This window comes from Shewanella sp. Shew256, assembly GCF_002196695.1.
In the GTDB taxonomy this organism is placed as follows: Bacteria; Pseudomonadota; Gammaproteobacteria; order Enterobacterales; family Shewanellaceae; genus Shewanella; species Shewanella mangrovisoli.
Map to the genome: position 1 here is coordinate 21303 of NZ_NAJR01000013.1, position 16695 is coordinate 37997.

16 protein-coding genes are annotated in these 16695 nt (G+C 50.2%); 12 read left to right on the top strand and 4 right to left on the bottom strand.

Annotated features, from left to right (window positions below; translation table 11 throughout):
- The first annotated feature begins 44 nt into the window (after positions 1-44).
- The 5 genes from B5P39_RS19070 (at position 45) to B5P39_RS19095 (ending at position 9096) form a co-directional block, all read left to right on the top strand.
- Positions 45-1085: a DNA-binding protein gene (locus B5P39_RS19070; RefSeq protein WP_000101568.1), complete on the top strand. Its 1041-nt coding sequence runs from the start codon at positions 45-47 to the stop codon at positions 1083-1085.
- 286 nt (positions 1086-1371) lie between these two features.
- Positions 1372-2883, top strand: a complete 1512-nt coding sequence (locus B5P39_RS19080) for a UvrD-helicase domain-containing protein (protein WP_000811656.1) — start codon at positions 1372-1374, stop codon at positions 2881-2883.
- Positions 2884-3017: 134 nt separating this feature from the next.
- The gene (gene traF, locus B5P39_RS19085; protein WP_000749520.1) at positions 3018-4034 is read left to right on the top strand and encodes a conjugal transfer protein TraF; all 1017 of its coding nucleotides are present in this window, start codon (positions 3018-3020) and stop codon (positions 4032-4034) included.
- A 1-nt stretch (position 4035) separates the two neighbouring features.
- Entirely contained in the window at positions 4036-5469 is a 1434-nt protein-coding gene (locus B5P39_RS19090; protein WP_000256129.1) for a conjugal transfer protein TraH, read from the top strand.
- 12 nt (positions 5470-5481) lie between these two features.
- Positions 5482-9096, top strand: a complete 3615-nt coding sequence (locus B5P39_RS19095) for a conjugal transfer protein TraG N-terminal domain-containing protein (RefSeq protein ID WP_000534551.1) — start codon at positions 5482-5484, stop codon at positions 9094-9096.
- A 37-nt stretch (positions 9097-9133) separates the two neighbouring features.
- Here the strand turns inward: B5P39_RS19095 and B5P39_RS19100 are convergent, their stop codons facing one another.
- Positions 9134-9496: a hypothetical protein gene (locus B5P39_RS19100; RefSeq protein WP_000683483.1), complete on the bottom strand. Its 363-nt coding sequence runs from the start codon at positions 9494-9496 to the stop codon at positions 9134-9136.
- Between the two features lie 715 nt (positions 9497-10211).
- Here B5P39_RS19100 and B5P39_RS19105 point away from each other — a divergent pair.
- The 4 genes from B5P39_RS19105 to B5P39_RS19120 are packed head-to-tail and all read left to right on the top strand — an operon-like array spanning position 10212 to position 12184.
- A complete protein-coding gene (locus B5P39_RS19105; protein ID WP_000356489.1) occupies positions 10212-10484 on the top strand; it encodes a helix-turn-helix domain-containing protein in 273 nt (90 codons plus the stop codon).
- Positions 10484-11017, top strand: a complete 534-nt coding sequence (locus B5P39_RS19110) for a transglycosylase SLT domain-containing protein (RefSeq protein WP_000790610.1) — start codon at positions 10484-10486, stop codon at positions 11015-11017. The genes B5P39_RS19105 and B5P39_RS19110 overlap by 1 nt, the downstream gene beginning before the upstream one ends.
- Positions 11018-11027: 10 nt before the next feature.
- Positions 11028-11636 (top strand): hypothetical protein, encoded by a 609-nt coding sequence (locus B5P39_RS19115; protein WP_000891157.1) that lies wholly within the window; start codon positions 11028-11030, stop codon positions 11634-11636.
- Positions 11633-12184: a FlhC family transcriptional regulator gene (locus B5P39_RS19120; RefSeq protein ID WP_001020646.1), complete on the top strand. Its 552-nt coding sequence runs from the start codon at positions 11633-11635 to the stop codon at positions 12182-12184. Before B5P39_RS19115 ends, B5P39_RS19120 begins: the two co-directional genes overlap by 4 nt.
- Before the next feature lie 59 nt (positions 12185-12243).
- On the opposite strand, the gene B5P39_RS19125 is transcribed toward B5P39_RS19120, so the two are convergent.
- Genes B5P39_RS19125 through B5P39_RS19135 form a run of 3 tightly spaced genes read right to left on the bottom strand, consistent with a single transcriptional unit; the run spans position 12244 to position 13958 of the window.
- Entirely contained in the window at positions 12244-12663 is a 420-nt protein-coding gene (locus B5P39_RS19125) for an H-NS family histone-like protein (RefSeq protein WP_000651490.1), read from the bottom strand.
- A gap of 1 nt (position 12664) precedes the next feature.
- Positions 12665-12958: a hypothetical protein gene (locus B5P39_RS19130; protein ID WP_000919078.1), complete on the bottom strand. Its 294-nt coding sequence runs from the start codon at positions 12956-12958 to the stop codon at positions 12665-12667.
- Between the two features lie 16 nt (positions 12959-12974).
- Positions 12975-13958 carry a ParM/StbA family protein gene (locus B5P39_RS19135; protein ID WP_000077458.1) on the bottom strand — a complete coding sequence of 328 codons (984 nt, stop codon included), beginning with the start codon at positions 13956-13958 and terminating at the stop codon, positions 12975-12977.
- 498 nt (positions 13959-14456) lie between these two features.
- Between B5P39_RS19135 and mobI the strand changes: the two genes are divergently transcribed.
- Genes mobI through B5P39_RS19150 form a run of 3 tightly spaced genes read left to right on the top strand, consistent with a single transcriptional unit; the run spans position 14457 to position 16373 of the window.
- Positions 14457-14996 (top strand): conjugative transfer protein MobI(A/C), encoded by a 540-nt coding sequence (gene mobI / locus B5P39_RS19140; protein WP_001447712.1) that lies wholly within the window; start codon positions 14457-14459, stop codon positions 14994-14996.
- Between the two features lie 4 nt (positions 14997-15000).
- The gene (locus B5P39_RS19145) at positions 15001-15288 is read left to right on the top strand and encodes a hypothetical protein (protein WP_000127321.1); all 288 of its coding nucleotides are present in this window, start codon (positions 15001-15003) and stop codon (positions 15286-15288) included.
- Between the two features lie 20 nt (positions 15289-15308).
- A complete protein-coding gene (locus B5P39_RS19150) occupies positions 15309-16373 on the top strand; it encodes a RepB family plasmid replication initiator protein (protein WP_000044787.1) in 1065 nt (354 codons plus the stop codon).
- Positions 16374-16695 lie beyond the last annotated feature (322 nt).

Sequence of the window (16695 nt, forward strand, 5' to 3'; positions counted from 1 at the left end):
TATCGTAATTATCGTAAACATTACAAATTAAAAGGAACGTTCTCATGGCAAGAAAATTGGTTGAGTTTGACGATGTAGCGGCTGCGGCCCAAAAGCTCAAGGACGCCGGTAAACGCCCAACGGTCATCGCTATCAGAGACATCATTGGCAAGGGGAGCTTTACCACCATTTCAACGTATCTCAAACAGTGGTCAGAGGAACACTCCCTCGATGAAGAGCTGGTAGAGGTAGTCCTTCCAGAATCGGTTATGAGCGATGCTGAGCTCTTCCTACAGAAGATCTATACGGTAGCCAAAGCAAGCGCCGATGAACAGCTTGAGCGCGAGCGTGAACTGCTACGACAGAAAGAAATTGAGTACCAGGAAGATATGCAGCAAGCCGTGGACATGGCAAATGATGCCACCGAACGGGCTGAGCTACTGGAGGAACAACTTGAAGCTCTCACCAACAAAAAATCAGAGCTCGATGCGGCCCTTGGTAAGGCAGAAAACTCGCTATCCCTCAAGTCTGCGGAGCTAGAACGCTCACTGGCTGACATTGATAAGCTGGAAAAGCGGATCGTTGAGTTGGAGGGCAAGCTGGAGGCGAAAGCCGCAGATCTGACCCGAGCACAGGATCACCTGGAGCAAGCTAAAAGCGAAAATCGCTCTTTGAGCCAAAAATTGGCAACTACAGAGGGTGAGTTGGAGGAGCAAAAAGGCAAGAGTATAGAGCAGACAGAAAAGCTCCGGGCCGCTCAGGAACAAAAAACATCGTTGAAAGAGCAGCTCGAAAATGTACAGGCCAAACTGGCCCAATCACAGGACTCCCTTGCCACAGCCAAAGCTCATGGCGAATCCGCTGAACGAGAGTGCCAGCGCCTATCTGGAGAGGTAGAAAAGCTGGACGCCAAATTATCCAGCGCCGAAGCAGAAGCTCGCGCTCTTGTTCAAGACAAAGGCATGATGGCTGGTCAGTTGCAGGAAAAAGACCAGCAGGCCAAGAGCCTCGAACAAAGACTCAATGATGCACTGACCAAAATTTCTGGGTTGGAGCAAGAGCTCGCTAAAGCTGGTAAGGGAGGGAAAAAGAAAGAGGAAAACTGATGGCGCGAAAGGCTAAATATTCAGAAGAGTGGCGACACAGAGCTGCGGCTCTTCAAACCAAGATTGAGGAGGCTATGACACTAGCCACCTCATCTATTGGCGACTATCGCTGGTTACACCGTCTCCATAGTTGGGTTACGGAGGTGGCTCAAGGTAAAGCCCCAGACTGGTGGACAGATCTGGATTGTGAAGTATCCCTCCCCCGAGAAGAAAAGCGGATCAGTACGTTCCTCTCGACACAAAAGAAGCGCATCACTCTCCAGATGTGTTTGTCGTAGGGGGCCTCATGAAACAACTTCCTCCTGACACACCAGAACAATCACTGATCACTCAGTACAAAGGGCCTCGCCTTGTCGTTAAGGCCTACGCTGGAACGGGTAAAACCACGACACTGGTGAAGTACGCCCACAACAACCTCGATTCACGTATCCTCTACTTGGCATACAACAGGGCTATCCGCGACGAGGCAAGAGAAAAGTTTCCTGCAAACGTAGACTGCAAAACGTCCCACCAGCTTGCCTACGCCACTATAGGAAGGGGCTACCAGCACAAACTCTCCGGCAACCTAAGGCTCACCGATATTGCCCAAGCGGTGAATACCAAGAACTGGACGTTTGCCAAAGATATTCTCGATACGCTCAACGCCTTTATGTGTAGTGCAGACATGCGGATTCTTTATACGCATTTTGCTCGCGCCGATACGGGTAAAGTGCTTACGTCCAAACAGGAGAGATACCAAATCCAGGTGGTCGAAGGTGCTGAGCTCATATGGAAACGGATGACAAACGTTCAAGATCCGTTCCCGACCGTACACGATTGCTACCTCAAACAGTATCAGCTCGGGATGCCGAATCTGTCTCGCCGGTACACCACCATTCTTTTTGATGAAGCACAAGACGCTAACCCCGTAACAAGTAGCATCGTCCTACAGCAGAACTGCAAGGTAATCCTGGTTGGAGATCGCCACCAGCAGATCTATAGGTTCAGAGGCGCAAACAACGCCCTTGATAGCAAAGAGCTCATGAACGCCGACCAACTCTATCTCACTCATAGCTTCCGCTTTGGCCCCAACGTTTCGCTGGTGGCAAACGCCCTTCTTGAACTCAAAGGTGAAACACGACCTGTTGTTGGCCGGGGACCAGCAGATCAGGTACTCATGTTTTTACCAGGTGACGTGGGCCACCGCGCAATACTTCACCGAACCGTCATGGGGGTTATAGAGACGGCGCTCTCTGCGACCGAATCCGGAGCGCAGGTATTCTGGGTCGGTGGAATCGACGCTTACCAGATCAATGAGCTCCAGGATTTGTACTGGTTTTCGATGGCAGAGCCAGACCGGGTAAAGAATAAGAAACTGCTTGATGAGTATGAAGACTACTTCGAGTATCAAGAAGTAGCGAAGGCGACCAAAGACCCTGAGATGATGAGGGCTGTCAAGATCATCAACAGCTACGATGAAATCCCTGAACGACTCACCACTCTACGACGCAATACAGTCAAAGAAGAGTTTGGGGCTGACATTACGGTCTCAACAGCTCATCGGTGCAAAGGGTTGGAGTGGGACTTTGTTCAGCTCTATGACGACTTTCCGGATGTCCTGGACCCAGAGCTCGACCCAATGGCCCGTGACGATGAAATAAACCTGCTCTACGTTGCATCCACCAGAGCGATGCGAATCCTTGCGTTGAACAGCGCTGTCGAGATGGTTATCCGCTACATCACCCAAAAACGCATGGTCGAGAAGCAGATGAAGATGGCCGCAGAAGCGACAGAAGTTGAAGAGGACACGACCAAATAGTTTGGTCAATTCTTTCACATGTGAAAGTTGACAAATAAAACGCTCTAAGCGCCCTAAATGGGCGCTTACACCTGCCTAATTTCACGCCTCCCACCTCTACCATATCGAGCATGGGAAAATACGTGCGTGAGACTATGAAAAAATCACCTTTGAATTTACTGCTCCTTGCAGCGCTCACGCTGGGGGCATCACACCAGGCTTGGGCTCAAGATGGCACAAGACCTGGTTTTTATGAGCGAAAGGAAGAGGGTTGGTTCTGGTACAAGGAAGAGCCCAAAGAACCAGAGAAAAAACCCGAAAAGCCCAAACCAAAGCCTGTGGCAGAAGCGAAGCCTACACAGCCTAAGCCTGCTGCTCCGCTTCCGAGCGGCCCAGAAATGTTCTCAGCGGAATGGTTCCGGGAAAACTTACCCAAGTACAAAGACCTTGCTTGGAACAATCCTACCGTTGAAAACGTCAGGACGTTTCTCTACTTGCAACGATTTGCGATAGATCGCTCTGAACAATTTTCCGATGCTACAGAGCTGGCGGTCGTAGGTGATCCTTTCTTGGATGAAATTACTCGACGTCCTGCTGCCACGTTTGCCTCACAACAAGTTGATCGTGACGCTGGTAACGCCAAAAACATGCTACTCAAAAGCGTAGCCGAACGCGTAGGGATATTCTTCTTCTACAAGTCCGACGATGACTACAGTGACTTGCAAGCACCGCTCATCAAGATGTTGGAACAAGGAGAAGGATTCTCGATCATTCCTGTATCTATGGACGGCAAACCACTCCCCAGTGGGCTTTTCCCCCATTACAAAACCGATGAAGGCCATGCCAAACAACTTGGTATCGTAACTTTCCCTGCTGTTTACCTCGCATCTCCAGACGGTCAGTTCGCTCCTATAGGACAAGGGCCAATGTCTCTTCCTGAGCTGAATCACAGGATTTTGGTCGCAGCAAAACGCAATGGTTGGGTCACAGACGAAGAGTTTAACCGTACACGTCCGGTACTCAACCTGGAAAACAACATAGCCGAACGCTTGGCCTCACCAGAGCTGGGCTCTGACCTCAAACAGCTATCTCAAGCGAGCGGTGATAAAGACAACTTTGTGCCACCGGAACAACTCATGAAGTACATCCGGGACAAATTACAGGAGAACTAAGATGGTCACGCACAAGACATTAAAAAGGAGCCTGCTTGCCCTGAGTGTGGCGGCCAGTCTCGTCATGGCACCGACAGGGGCGATAGCCGCTAACGGCCTCCAATCACAGATGGACAAACTCTTCAATGAAATGAGCAACACAACACCACCTGGGGTTTATGAAAGCCAACGACGTGGCGTTTTAGCTGGTGGCCGGTTCACTGCAAAGACACGAATCTTCGACGAGAACCTGGTGAGCTTTGCCCCTCCATCATGGAAAGCTGGTTGCGGTGGTGTAGATCTGTTCGGCGGTTCGCTTTCCTTCATTAACGCGGATCAAATTGTCCAACTCCTTCGGGCTGTAGCAGCCAACGCCAAGGGCTATGCCTTCCAGCTTGCGCTCGATAACGTTTTCCCGGACGGAGCGAAGTGGATAGAGAACTTCCAGAAGAAAGTGCAAGCGCTCAACCAACATCTGGGCAACTCCTGCCAGCTCGCTCAAGGTTTCGTGAACGACCTAACCAGCGGCATGGACCTTAAACACAAAACTGATGCTTCTATAACCGCGACAACTTCCGGCCTGTATGAAGACTTCTTCGGGTCCAAGCAGGAAACCAGCGGCAAGAGTCCTCTGGAAGAACTGAAAGCCAACAAACCTGACGAATACAACAAGATGATTGGCAACATCGTCTGGAAGCAACTCAAGAGCAACAACGCCAACACCTGGTTCCAGTACGGGGATAACACCCTTCTTGAAGCGATCATGTCTTTAACCGGCACAGTCATCATTGGTGATCTGGTAAACGACCCGAACTCAACCGGCACTGGTGCGAAAACAACCCCTCTGACGACCCTACCAGGTAACAAGATCACCTTGTCAGACCTGATTTCAGGCGGTTCTGTTGAGATCTATTCCTGTGATTCTGATACGACCAACTGCCTGAGTGCTGGCTCCAGCAATAAAACTGTCGTGCTCAAAGGTATCAAGAACCAGATCACCGATATGCTGTTAGGAACAAGCTCTACACCTGGTGTGATCTACAAATACGCAACGAACTCTGGAACCTTAACCGACCCAGAAAAGGCCTTTGTTTCTAACCTCCCCGGAGGGATTGGCACCATTGTTCGTAACTTGTCTGTCCTTTCACAGGACGGCGCTAACCTGTTCGCAACAGAGTCATCAGGAGCGATAGCCCTGACCATGATGTATAGCTTCTCGGAAGAGTTCTTCCGCGCAGCTCGCATTGCGATGGCTAACAGCAAATCACCCTACAAGAAAGAGGCACTAGAGCTTCTCGCGCAATCGCAACAGCAAATCCGTGCTGAATACACAATCCTGTCCTCTCAATACGGCGATCTGGCAAGCCAAATTGAGAAATACAACAACCTACTGGACAACATCCGCAAGCAAAAATACATGCTGGCAACTTTGTCCAATCCTCCTAGCACGAACTAAGGAGCTATTGGAATGGGATCTTTTTCAATCCACTCTATCGGTGACTCTGCTTTTCTGGAGCAAATCCTGATTGCAGTATCAATGATCACCGGCACCGGGGATTTCGAGAAGATGGTCAGTATTGGCCTGCTTCTTGGGGTCTTGATGATCTGTATTCAGTCCGTCTTTCAGGGCGCAAAGCAAATCAACCTCCAGCAAGTGCTGGTAGGTTGGATTCTATATGCCTGTTTCTTCGGCCCAACCACAACTGTGACTATCGAGGACGCTTATACAGGGCAGGTTCGAGTCGTCGCCAATGTCCCTATTGGGGTAGGCTTTGCTGGAGGTGTCATATCCAACGTGGGATACACCATCACCAATTTGTTTGAAACTGGATATGGGGTAATCGTACCCAATGTCACGGAAAGCCACTTTTCCGAAACACTGAAACTGTTGAATGACGTCAGACGGCGAGCCTATGACACAGGAGTTTTTACTGCGCTTAACTCAGCAAATGGAGGCGGCTATGTTGACGTGAGGCGTTCCTGGAACAATTACATTCGGGAATGCACGTTAACCAAAGTCGATCTCAACCTAATGTCCCTTGATGAGTTGATGAACCGTTCAACTGACTCAGCTTTGCGATTCAACTCACAGCTCTACGGAACTAGGTTGTATTTGTCTACAGCAAACCCTGACGGCGCTGACTACACATGTACTGACGGATGGGTGGCTATTAGCACTGCAACCGCCAACCTAAGCAGCCCGGTTGTTGTTGATGCTCTTAACAGCCTACTGGGTATTGACACGTCAACTGGAGACAACGCTCTAACGAAGCTGACCGATTCGCTTCAAGCGATGGGTGCCACAACTACGTCATCAATCGACTATCTGAAAGCCGCCGTTCTGGAGCCCCTCTATTATGAAGCCGCAGCAGGACGTTATCAGGACCTCCAGGATTATGGCTCTGCATTGATGGTCAACCAGGCTATTCAGCAACGGAACACACAGTGGGCCGCAGAGCAGTCGATGTTCATGACCGTCGTCCGACCAATGCTGACGTTCTTTGAAGGCTTTATTTATGCTATAACCCCGATCATTGCTTTTATTATCGTGATGGGCAGCTTCGGCCTCCAGTTAGCCGGGAAATATGTACAAACCATCCTCTGGATTCAGCTATGGATGCCAGTCCTCTCAATTATAAACCTGTTTGTTCATACCGCCGCGTCAAATGAGATGTCTAGCCTCAGTGCTGGTGGTCTCAACTCCATGTACGCTCTTTCCTCAACTGGAGATGTTCTGCAACACTGGATTGCAACCGGCGGCATGTTGGCTGCGGCCACTCCGGTGATTTCCCTGTTTATCGTCACAGGTAGCACCTACGCCTTCACCAGCTTGGCATCGAGAATAAGTGGTTCTGACCACGTTGACGAAAAGATGCAAACGCCAGATCTACTCAAGCAAGGTCCGGTTATGCAAAGTCAGCCAGCGTACAATCACAACCAGTTCAGTGGTGCGATTGCAAACGGCGCAGAAAGCATGATCAGTACCTTCTCGCTTGGCTCCACCTTGGCATCAGGCGTGAGCTCCGCACAGGCATTACAAAGTCAGAAATCGGAGGCTTTCCAAAGCACTCTTGGTCGAGGTTTTTCTGATGGAGTAAGTCAGGATCAAGCCTATTCAAGACTCTCCAATGTCGGGCGCAACGTTTCGTCGCAAAACACAGCTCAAAGCCAATTGATCAACCAGCAAGCCAAGAACTTCATGGATAAGTTCCAGGTGGATGATAGCCACTCTGATGCTGTCAAAGGTGCTTTTGCCATGCAGGCTATGGGCACACTCGATGTTGACGAAGCTGCGTCCATGCTTATGCCTATGGTTGGCAAGGCCAGGGCAGCAATGAAGGCCGCTGCTGGTGTGAAATCAAACAGTACAGCCCTAGTTCCTGCTGGTGGTAATGGCGAATCAGGCGGCGGCAGTGATGTCCTGGACATCAAAGCGCAAGCGAAGGGAGCAACAGAGTCATCAACTCAAGACTCTTCAAGCTGGTCAGCGAGTGATGTGTCCCAGTTCATGAAGGGTGTGAGCTATTCGCAAACCGATAGCCAGGCGTTGACAAATCAATTAGCGCAGGGTTTCAGCCGTTCTGGAAGCGAGTCATTCAAGCAAACCTGGGGCGATAGCTTATCCCAGAACCTATCCAAGTCCGCTTCTGAACTGGTGTCTGCATCGGACACCTTCACAACAATGAGTCAGCTCCAAAACCAAATGGGCTCCATGACTAATACCGACTTTAAAACTCTCGGTGGTGCAGTAGCACAAACCCCTGCGGCCATGAACCAACTGAATGACTATTTCCGAAATGCCGCGCCGCAATCGGTTAAAGACGAGGCGGCTTCACTACAGCAAAGATACCAAGCCTACGGAATGTCTCCTCAAGTGGCCCAGGCAGCAGCGCGAATGACAGCAATGACCAACTCCAAAAATTACGAACAGGGTAAGGAGCTTGGCGGGTATCAAGCCGCACTACAGGCGATCAATACCGCGTCCGGTCGCAACGGAGCATTTAGTGGTGATGCTTACGGAAATAACGGCATTGAAGGCCCGAATGTTCAAGGCCTACCAGGTCAGGTTCAAGGGGCTGTAGGCAGTGGACCTAACATCCCAACCGGATTCCGGGAGAATGTGGCTGGGATGGCTGGAACTAATCCGGCATCAGAAGCTGGGCAGTTACCAACGAATAGCCCCCTTGTTCAAAATGAACATGCAGCCGGTACGTCAGCTCTTCATAACCAAGCACAGCAAACAGAGCGAAATGTATCTGCTCCTGAACTGAAAAAAGCCCAAGATAACCTTATGAACTCGCTTCCGGAAATGTCTTGGAGCGCTTCGGCGTGGGGAGCGTGGGACAACTCCAGTGATTGGATGGGCCGCAGAGCTGAACAAGCAGGTGGAGCTCTCATTGCTGGTGGTCAAGCTGGCGCTGATGCGTTCTCAAGAGCGATGGATCAAATGAGAACGATGACACCTGAACAACGCGACCAATTCATCGCGGCCACTCAACGCGGCGACCAGGCCGTGCAAGAGGAGTTTGGCTGGGCCGGTGATGCGATGGTCGGTATGGCTAAACTTGGCCGCAACGTCATGGGAGCTGCTGCAAGCGGCTATGATGCAGCGAAGGAGTGGTTAACTGGTAAATCTGATCTATCGGAAGCCGCTAAAGGGATGAGCATTGAGGAACGCGGCGCGTTCTATGCAGCAGCGCTATCCTCTGCCGCAGAAGCTGGTGGTGGAGCCGCGCAGCAGTTTATGAACCAGTACGGTGATGAGTTCAAAGAAACGATGCAGTCTATCGCTCAAAGCCGTTATGGGCTGACTGAATCCCAAGCCGCTGTTTATGCCGAATCGTTTGACACAAACGAAGGTCGCATGAACCAGGCTGTTCAGAATCTGAAAATGGAGTATGCAGAACGTAACCCGGATGGCTCACCGATGATGCAAGGAGGTCAGCCTGTTCTTTCTCAGCAAAACGAAGAGTTTACGGACAAGCTGGTAAACGTATTGCAGAACTCGACGGAAGCTGGAGACCGTTCAGGTAGCTATTTGACTGCCGTCAGGGGGTACAACATAGCAAATCAAAGGTTCTAAAAGACCAACCAAATAATAAGGGGGCCAGCAGGCCCCCTTATTCGTCTCCAGCTCCAATATGGAAGCGCTGGTCAAAATCATAGGAATCTTGAAACCCACCAGTTTGTTTTTTTCTGCGCCGGGTAGGTGGTGCCTCTTTATATGCTGACCGCGCAACGCGGATAAAGCACGTTAGTCCAAACAGAGCCCCGACAACCAAAGCAACTTGCCACTGGAAGTAAGCGATCCCTCCCCAAAAGATAACAGCAGCCCAAAGGCTTTTGTGAACCAGAAATAGGAAACGAGCACCCCAAACGCCGAAGGGAGCCAGCGCCACACCAAGTCCCCAAGGTGTGTCAGCCATCATGGCTATTCCCAGAAGCACCATTCCCAGCAGAAGAATATTGACCACATGTTTCATATCAACCCCCTTACTCTTTACCTCCAGTTTACCACGGCATCAAAAAATGCAACTGTGAAAGTTTGACTATTTTTTGCTAAACAACCATTCCATTGGCAACTTCTTCGATTAGAATTTGCCCTCAAACTTTCACATGTGAAAGTTTGCCCTTACGGAACAAGGCGTTTATTGACAAAGCATTACATAGTTGAACATGTCAAACAAATCGCATACACTATGGAATAGGCCATTGCTAACGCTTTGGTCCCCATCTGCAACACCGCAGAGTTCTCTTTCTCAAATATCTCTTTCTGTAAACACCATCATCCTTGTGTGGTCGGGATGCGCCTTTGCCTTCCCTGCCCTCCTCAGCTCCTGCTGTATTCGCAATTTCAGCCCTCGCTGTATCCCTAAAATCACTTATACCTAAACGCTATTTAATATCACAAAATACCGCACTCCCCGTGCGCTATTTCCGCCATTCTTTTGGCGCACTTTCCATTACTATCGCAAAAATATCCGTATCCCATTGATTACTAAAAGTATTGTAACTTTGTTCCGTCGGTACAAAGTTAAGTGTATGTTTTTAAAGGTTTTTTATTGTTGACAGCATCATTATTTGGGCTTATAAAGGCGCAAAATGTGTCAGTTTGTGACAATAGAAGAACTCTAAAAGCGTTCATCGAATAACGCACTTTTTGTATGGCTAACAACGCAGTTTAAAGGGTGGCAAACAATGGATAAATGCCAATTGATAGACATCCCAAGCGACCCAGAGAAGAAACGTGAGTGGATCAAGTACAAACTCAAGATCCAGGGGCTTTCTCTGGCCGCATTGGGCAGAAAACACAAAACATCTCGGCAGGTGGTGTCTACGGCACTCTATAAGCCCAGTCCACGCTGGGAACATGAGATAGCTACAGCTTTGGGTGTGAAGCCGTCTGAGATTTGGCCGGAGCGGTACGACGAAGAACACGAAATACCCCTCAGACATAAGGAGGCAAGCTGATGAAGAACAAAGCCAAGGCGCTAGTTCTGTCTGCGGCTCTCCTTTCATCAACAGCGAATGCTATTGACCTGAGCGGAACCATCTTCGACAAAGCAGCGAAAGCATATAACCTCGACCCTCTTCTAGTGTATTCGGTCGCATTGGCCGAATCTGCATCAGGGAGAGGTAATGGCTCTATAAGTCCTTGGCCTTGGACGCTTCGCGTTCCTGGGCTTCCTTTCTATGCTAAGTCGGAAGATCAGGCAAAGGCTAAGCTCGCTGAGTTTCAGCAGCAGTACGGTCGTGCCATTGATGTCGGGTTTATGCAAGTGAGCATCCGGTGGAATGGTCATAGAGTTTCTTCTCCAGCAGATCTTCTCGACCCAGAGACCAACGTCATGGTTGGGGCAGAGGTGCTATCAGAAGCCATTCAGTCATCTCCAAATGACTTGGAGCTTGGCGTTGGCCGCTATCACGCCTGGGAAGACGAAATCCGAGCCAGAAACTATGGTAGCCGAGTCTTGGCTATCTATCGCAACCTTCGTGATTTGTGAGGGGGGCGGAATGTTGGAACTGGATATTATTGGTGCGTGGGATGCAAGAGCCGTCAACCTCGATCAAGAAGAAGCTGATAGAAACGTCTACGAGTTCGATCTGACATTGTGGAACCTGCTATCCACTCTGGCAAAAGAACGTCCAGATGATGCGGCCTCACAATTTTCTTTGGGCATGGACACCGTTCAAAAGCTGTCACTGGCAACACCTTCCCAATTGGAAGCTCTGGCCTCTGGCGTGTTGATCTCTTTCAAACTCGAAACAGCAGAGCAGAACATCATCACGCGACTCTCTGGCGACTACGACCCTGTAGTTTTTATCAACCATAGTGTTGATGAATTTGATGCTGCCTACTGGTTGCTATTTAACCGCGTCGCATCGAGAGACCCGGAGATGGCAAAGGAAGTTTTCGGGGTTTCGAGAGAGCTTGCGGAGCTGGTGGCTAAGGCAACAGACAGCCAGTTGCGCCACATGTCTGGAACAACGGTTACGCATTTTACGCTTCGTTTTGCTCCGAGCATCATTGAAGAAATTCTCGATGACAGCCGGGAAGAGTTAACACACCCGGTATTGAAAAAACTGCAACAGTCTCTACAGGGACGTGGGAGGTGGAGATGAACATTGGCAACTCTGGTACATTGGGTCGCTGGGTTACAGCTCGACACATGGCCCTTGCTGGGTACATCACAAAAATCATCATGATCGAGACTGGTCTGACCTACAAACAGGTCAGACGGCTTTACCAGGATCTGGAGAGGGACGGATATACTCTGGAACGAAAATCCAGAACTTTCCGGGGTGGTGCGACACTGATTCATAGTCACACATCCAAGATACAGGCCTCTCTTCTAATGCAGCTCTACTTCAACATTGGTGGAGAAGCCGTGTTGCGGTCTGTGAACATCAAAGCCTTGAACAAGGCATTTAGAATGTATCACGCAATCCGCAAAGAAGTGCCCGGAATGAAAGGTGCTCGGTGGGCTCCGTTTGATATTACTGATGCCTGGTGTCTTGCTTCGGAGCTGAGAAGTGGGGACGCAATGCTGGAGGTGTGCGACAACTGCAAGTGTACGTACTTCACCTCTGTTAATCAAAGAACCTGCGTTGAATGTCCGTTCTGCAAAGAACAAGGAAGGCATGGTGGTGGGGAGAAAGAGTGTGCTTGAGTAGACTATGACATTTCGGACCAGAAGATGAGCGCCCAAACTTTGCGGCGCTCATTTTTTTACTTCTTCTGTGGGATACGGTAGCGCTCCAGCTCGACAGCTCCCAACCCCTTGAAAGCATCCGGGCGACGTCCTTGCCCACTCCACGAAACTCCGTCTTTTGAATATTTAGCATTATCAGGTTCTGATCTGCTCGTGAACATTTCGTTGAGCAAGCCGATGTCCACACCGCAGGATTCCATGTCGCTCATTATTCGCTCAGCCTGAGCTCGCTTTTCTTTTTCTTCTTCTTCTCGCTTTTTGTACTCTTCCTCCAGTTCATTGAGAACGCCCTTCATTCTGTCAATGATCTCCCGAACTTCATCTAACGGGAGTCCTCGCAACAGGGTGCGAATGCGGCTTTTACGCTTTAACTCTGCGATTATTAACTCTCTACGTTCAGCCGCTGATAGCGTAGAGAACTCCTCGTGGTCTTTCATGTCATACGGAGCCCATCAGTTTTCCTTTAAGTGAATCACGTTGAGAGTTCAGTTTTGCGTCAGTCTGCACTGGCGAATTTTGATGCTGTGCAGGTTGACTCTCTGAACTCTGTTGCTCAAAAGACCCAATGTTGCCAGAAAATCGAAGAGAATAAAGACCCAATAGAGCAAGGGCGCGGAGCCGATCACTACGCGCCTTATGCTGCATCTGGGACAGTTCACGATAGAGCTCCGGAAAGGCTTGCTCCGATATGTTCAGATTAGATATTTTTCCATCCCATTTGCTACCAGCCACAACGACCTCCTATCTATCAGCCGCAGAACCAGAAGCCCCTGGCATTGGATGCCACGGATTCGTTGGGCAGTACGATCCTGCTCTTAGGGAAAAGCTCCTTGGCCGCATCTTGGTAAGCCTCGGCACCGCCGCCAGCCAGCAGAACTACGTCAGCATCCATCCCGTCCTCACGCATTGACTTCCGCATAGGGATCAAGGCGTTTTGAGCGACTTTGGTTGAGGCTTTCTTGAAGTAGTCTTTGATCGATACCTTTTCACCGTAGAGGAAGATTTCGGCCTTACCGGCACGAATAGCTTTCTCGATCTTTTCGATGCCAGGGGCACCGCCGTGGTCTTCCTGAATTAGCCGGTCCGTTTCCTGTAGCAACACCGACATCGCCTTGAGGCTGGTGCCAGATGAGTGATAGCGGACCTCTCCCTCTTCAAGAGCTACCCAGTCTACAGAAAAGAACCCAGGGTCAATTACAACGGTTTTTCCTCCCTGGATAATCTCCAGGAGGTCTTCATCTTTGGTTGAACTTACAACATCCATGTAAGCACCGGCAGGTTGAGGTACAACCACGACAGACTTAACCGCTACCGATCGTTTTGGCGTGATCTGGTGTTCACCCTCAAGCCGAGATTTCAACGCCTCTCTGCGCTCTACGTCCATGTACTGACTAACAGGCAGGCCAGTCACCAGCACATCGATCTCCTTCTGCTCGGACATCAGGAGTGCAGCGTAGAAAAGAGCCTTGTATGGATTGGTCGAAGGATAGTCGCCGTGAAGCTCACGCTCCCATCCTTGCAATCGGTCAGGCTCGACGCCTGCAACCCATTTCTCTCCATCAATCACAACCTGAATGCAGGTCCCTGCACCGCCAGTTAACTGTTGTGGCATCAGTTCCAATGGACCTGCCCCCACCGGCATGACGACTGTGCGAGCTTCCTCACCTTTATACCCCATTGCCATTTTCAGGTTGGAGTAACCAATATCCAAACCCAGAACAAATTGACTCATGAAATCCTCCAAAGATTGCTTTTAGATTGCTTTTCGATTGCTTGCCGCGTGTTGGATAGAGAATAAGGCTAAAAGCGGGGACAGATGGCCTGTGTAATTGCCCAAAAGGGGCATATAGGTTGCTTTTCGGTGGCTTTTTGATCGTTGAGTAAGGGAACCTATGGGAACGCTGCACGGATAGGCTCAGATAAACAGACCTTACCCTCGCATCGAGAACCGCTTGCCCTCCAGCATCGAGAGACGGTGGTAAAGAGGCATTTGGAATCTTTGATGCCATATCCAATATATCTGGAATCTTTAAATATAGATTCATATGTAAAGAGGCTGTGAAAGAATAAGAGCATCAAGATTCCAGATAGATAGAGGGAAATTTGACAAATTCCAAAGATGGGTTAGCCTAGTGACAGAACTAGATTCCAGTATTGGAATAATCAGCTTTAAATTCCAGATAGATAGTTATGTGGATAGGAATTGGATAGGAATTGGGAGGGTATTGAGGTGAGTCTACCAACAGAGCGATGGCTAGATCTGCTAGATCCGAAGCTCGAAGAAGAACGATCCGAGATAACAGAGGATCTGCTAGAGGCAGAGGGACGAGAGTTTGTTGCAGAGGTACGGAGCAAACTGGATCACGCCTTAGCGGTTCTTGCTGTCGAGGCGCAGCAGGAAGCGGACATGTACTGGAACGCGCACAAATCAGCGCGTGAAGAAGCGTCAGAGGACGAACAAGGGCGTGTCGGTACACGGGTTCGCATTCTAGGCGTATCACTCGTTGCAGAGTGGTATCGCAACAGATTTGTCGAACAAGTTCCCGGACAAAAGAAAAGGGTTCTATCGACACATATCAAGAAGGGTCGCGGTCATGCCTACAGCATGTCGCACTTCAAGAAAGAGCCTGTCTGGGCACAAGAGTTGATCCAGCAAGTTGAAACCAGGTATGCCGTGTTAAGACAACGCGCCACTGCCTTAGCAAAAATTCGCCGGGCGCTAAACGAGTACGAGCGCCAGCTAAACAAGACACATAGCGACGAGGTGTGACAACATGACAGCATCTGTAGCGGCCACTGAATTGGCGAAACTGGGGAAATGTGAAGCGATGATCAAGAAAGTCGCCAGCCATCCTCGCCCTGCCCTGTCAAAGCGCCCACAATCGCCACAGGGGACAGATAGCACCCTTCGGGGTGAGTTCGCTCATTTCCGATATGAAGCGGCAGCCCTGCGTTTTATGAGCGGCACTGCGGGGGCTAAGCGTCGCATCTACCAGCTAGTGTTTTCAGCGACGGTAGCAGCGGGAGCATTGACAATGCTGGCGGCATGGACCACCAGCTAGAAAGTATCGACGGAACAATCATGAGCAAGAGAACCAAAGACAAAGACCTGGAGAAACTCGACGTAATCAAAGACTCACCGCAAATGAGCCTGTTTGAGATCATTGAATCTCCGGCCAAGAAAGACGACTACTCCAACACCATCGAGATCTACGATGCGCTGCCGAAGTACATTTGGGACCAAAAGCGTGAGCATGAAGATTTATCCAACGCTGTAGTGACACGACAATGCACCATCAGAGGCCAGCATTTCACGGTGAAGGTGAAGCCAGCCATCATCGAGAAGGATGACGGAAGAACCGTGCTGATCTACGCGGGACAGCGAGAGGAAATCCTTGAGGATGCTCTACGCAAGCTCGCAGTGAACGGGAAAGGCCATATCATCGAGGGCAAGGCTGGAGTCATGTTCACTCTGTACGAACTCCAGAAAGAGCTCTCGAAGATGGGTCACGGGTACAACCTGAACGAAATCAAGGAAGCAATCCAGGTTTGTCGTGGCGCAACACTCGAATGTATCAGTGATGACGGTGAAGCCTTCATCAGCTCCAGCTTCTTCCCGATGGTGGGACTGACCACCAGAGGTGAGTTTCGCAAGAAAGGCGGGAACGCCAGGTGCTATGTGCAGTTCAACCCGCTGGTAAACGAATCGATCATGAATCTGTCGTTTCGTCAGTACAACTACAAAATCGGAATGCAAATCCGCTCCCCTCTTGCACGGTACATCTACAAGCGAATGAGCCACTACTGGACTCAAGCATCACCAGATTCGCCGTACACGCCATCGCTTATCAGCTTCCTGACCCAGAGCCCTCGTGAATTGAGCCCACGGATGCCGGAGAACGTCAGAGCCATGAAGCTCGCTCTGGAGGCCCTCATCAAACAAGAGGTCATAAGCGACTACGACGCGAACCAGATCAAGGATGGCCGCAGAGTCATCGACGTGCGGTACGTCATAAGGCCTCATGAGAACTTCGTGAAGCAGGTGATGGCGTCCAACAAGCGTAAGCAGCAGACAGAGCTACGGGCCATCAAGCACGGCATGATCGACCACGACATCATTGATGAACCCCAACGTAAGGGGAGATAGCCACCAGAATCTCCCACCCCCCAGGGAAAAGAAAGATAGGCGCGTCAGCGCCTTTTTTTATGCCAGAAGAAAGCGCACAAGGTACGCCCACCAGGCAGGACCGGAAACGGAATGCCTCCGCATATGGGGGAGCTGCACGGATAGAGCGAACGTGACCCCAGATGCAGCGTGGGCTGGGGCTCTATATATGGGATCGCTGCACGGTAGTCGCAAGCTGAGTCTCAGTATCGTGCAAGCGTAAGCCACGACGAAGGATAAGTGCCATGCTGCTCCAGTGGTTCCCGTAGAGTGGTTCCCGTAAGGTATTGATAGTTAAAGGGTG

Excerpts from the sequence above, each read along its gene's own strand:
- B5P39_RS19135 (WP_000077458.1), bottom strand. The coding sequence starts at position 13,958 with ATGAGTCAATTTGTTCTGGGTTTGGATATTGGTTACTCCAACCTGAAA.
- B5P39_RS19095 (WP_000534551.1), top strand. The coding sequence starts at position 5,482 with ATGGGATCTTTTTCAATCCACTCTATCGGTGACTCTGCTTTTCTGGAG.
- B5P39_RS19145 (WP_000127321.1), top strand. The coding sequence starts at position 15,001 with ATGACAGCATCTGTAGCGGCCACTGAATTGGCGAAACTGGGGAAATGT.
- B5P39_RS19100 (WP_000683483.1), bottom strand. The coding sequence starts at position 9,496 with ATGAAACATGTGGTCAATATTCTTCTGCTGGGAATGGTGCTTCTGGGA.
- B5P39_RS19150 (WP_000044787.1), top strand. The coding sequence starts at position 15,309 with ATGAGCAAGAGAACCAAAGACAAAGACCTGGAGAAACTCGACGTAATC.
- B5P39_RS19105 (WP_000356489.1), top strand. The coding sequence starts at position 10,212 with ATGGATAAATGCCAATTGATAGACATCCCAAGCGACCCAGAGAAGAAA.
- B5P39_RS19115 (WP_000891157.1), top strand. The coding sequence starts at position 11,028 with ATGTTGGAACTGGATATTATTGGTGCGTGGGATGCAAGAGCCGTCAAC.
- traF (WP_000749520.1), top strand. The coding sequence starts at position 3,018 with ATGAAAAAATCACCTTTGAATTTACTGCTCCTTGCAGCGCTCACGCTG.
- B5P39_RS19120 (WP_001020646.1), top strand. The coding sequence starts at position 11,633 with ATGAACATTGGCAACTCTGGTACATTGGGTCGCTGGGTTACAGCTCGA.
- B5P39_RS19110 (WP_000790610.1), top strand. The coding sequence starts at position 10,484 with ATGAAGAACAAAGCCAAGGCGCTAGTTCTGTCTGCGGCTCTCCTTTCA.
- B5P39_RS19070 (WP_000101568.1), top strand. The coding sequence starts at position 45 with ATGGCAAGAAAATTGGTTGAGTTTGACGATGTAGCGGCTGCGGCCCAA.
- B5P39_RS19125 (WP_000651490.1), bottom strand. The coding sequence starts at position 12,663 with ATGAAAGACCACGAGGAGTTCTCTACGCTATCAGCGGCTGAACGTAGA.
- B5P39_RS19080 (WP_000811656.1), top strand. The coding sequence starts at position 1,372 with ATGAAACAACTTCCTCCTGACACACCAGAACAATCACTGATCACTCAG.
- B5P39_RS19090 (WP_000256129.1), top strand. The coding sequence starts at position 4,036 with ATGGTCACGCACAAGACATTAAAAAGGAGCCTGCTTGCCCTGAGTGTG.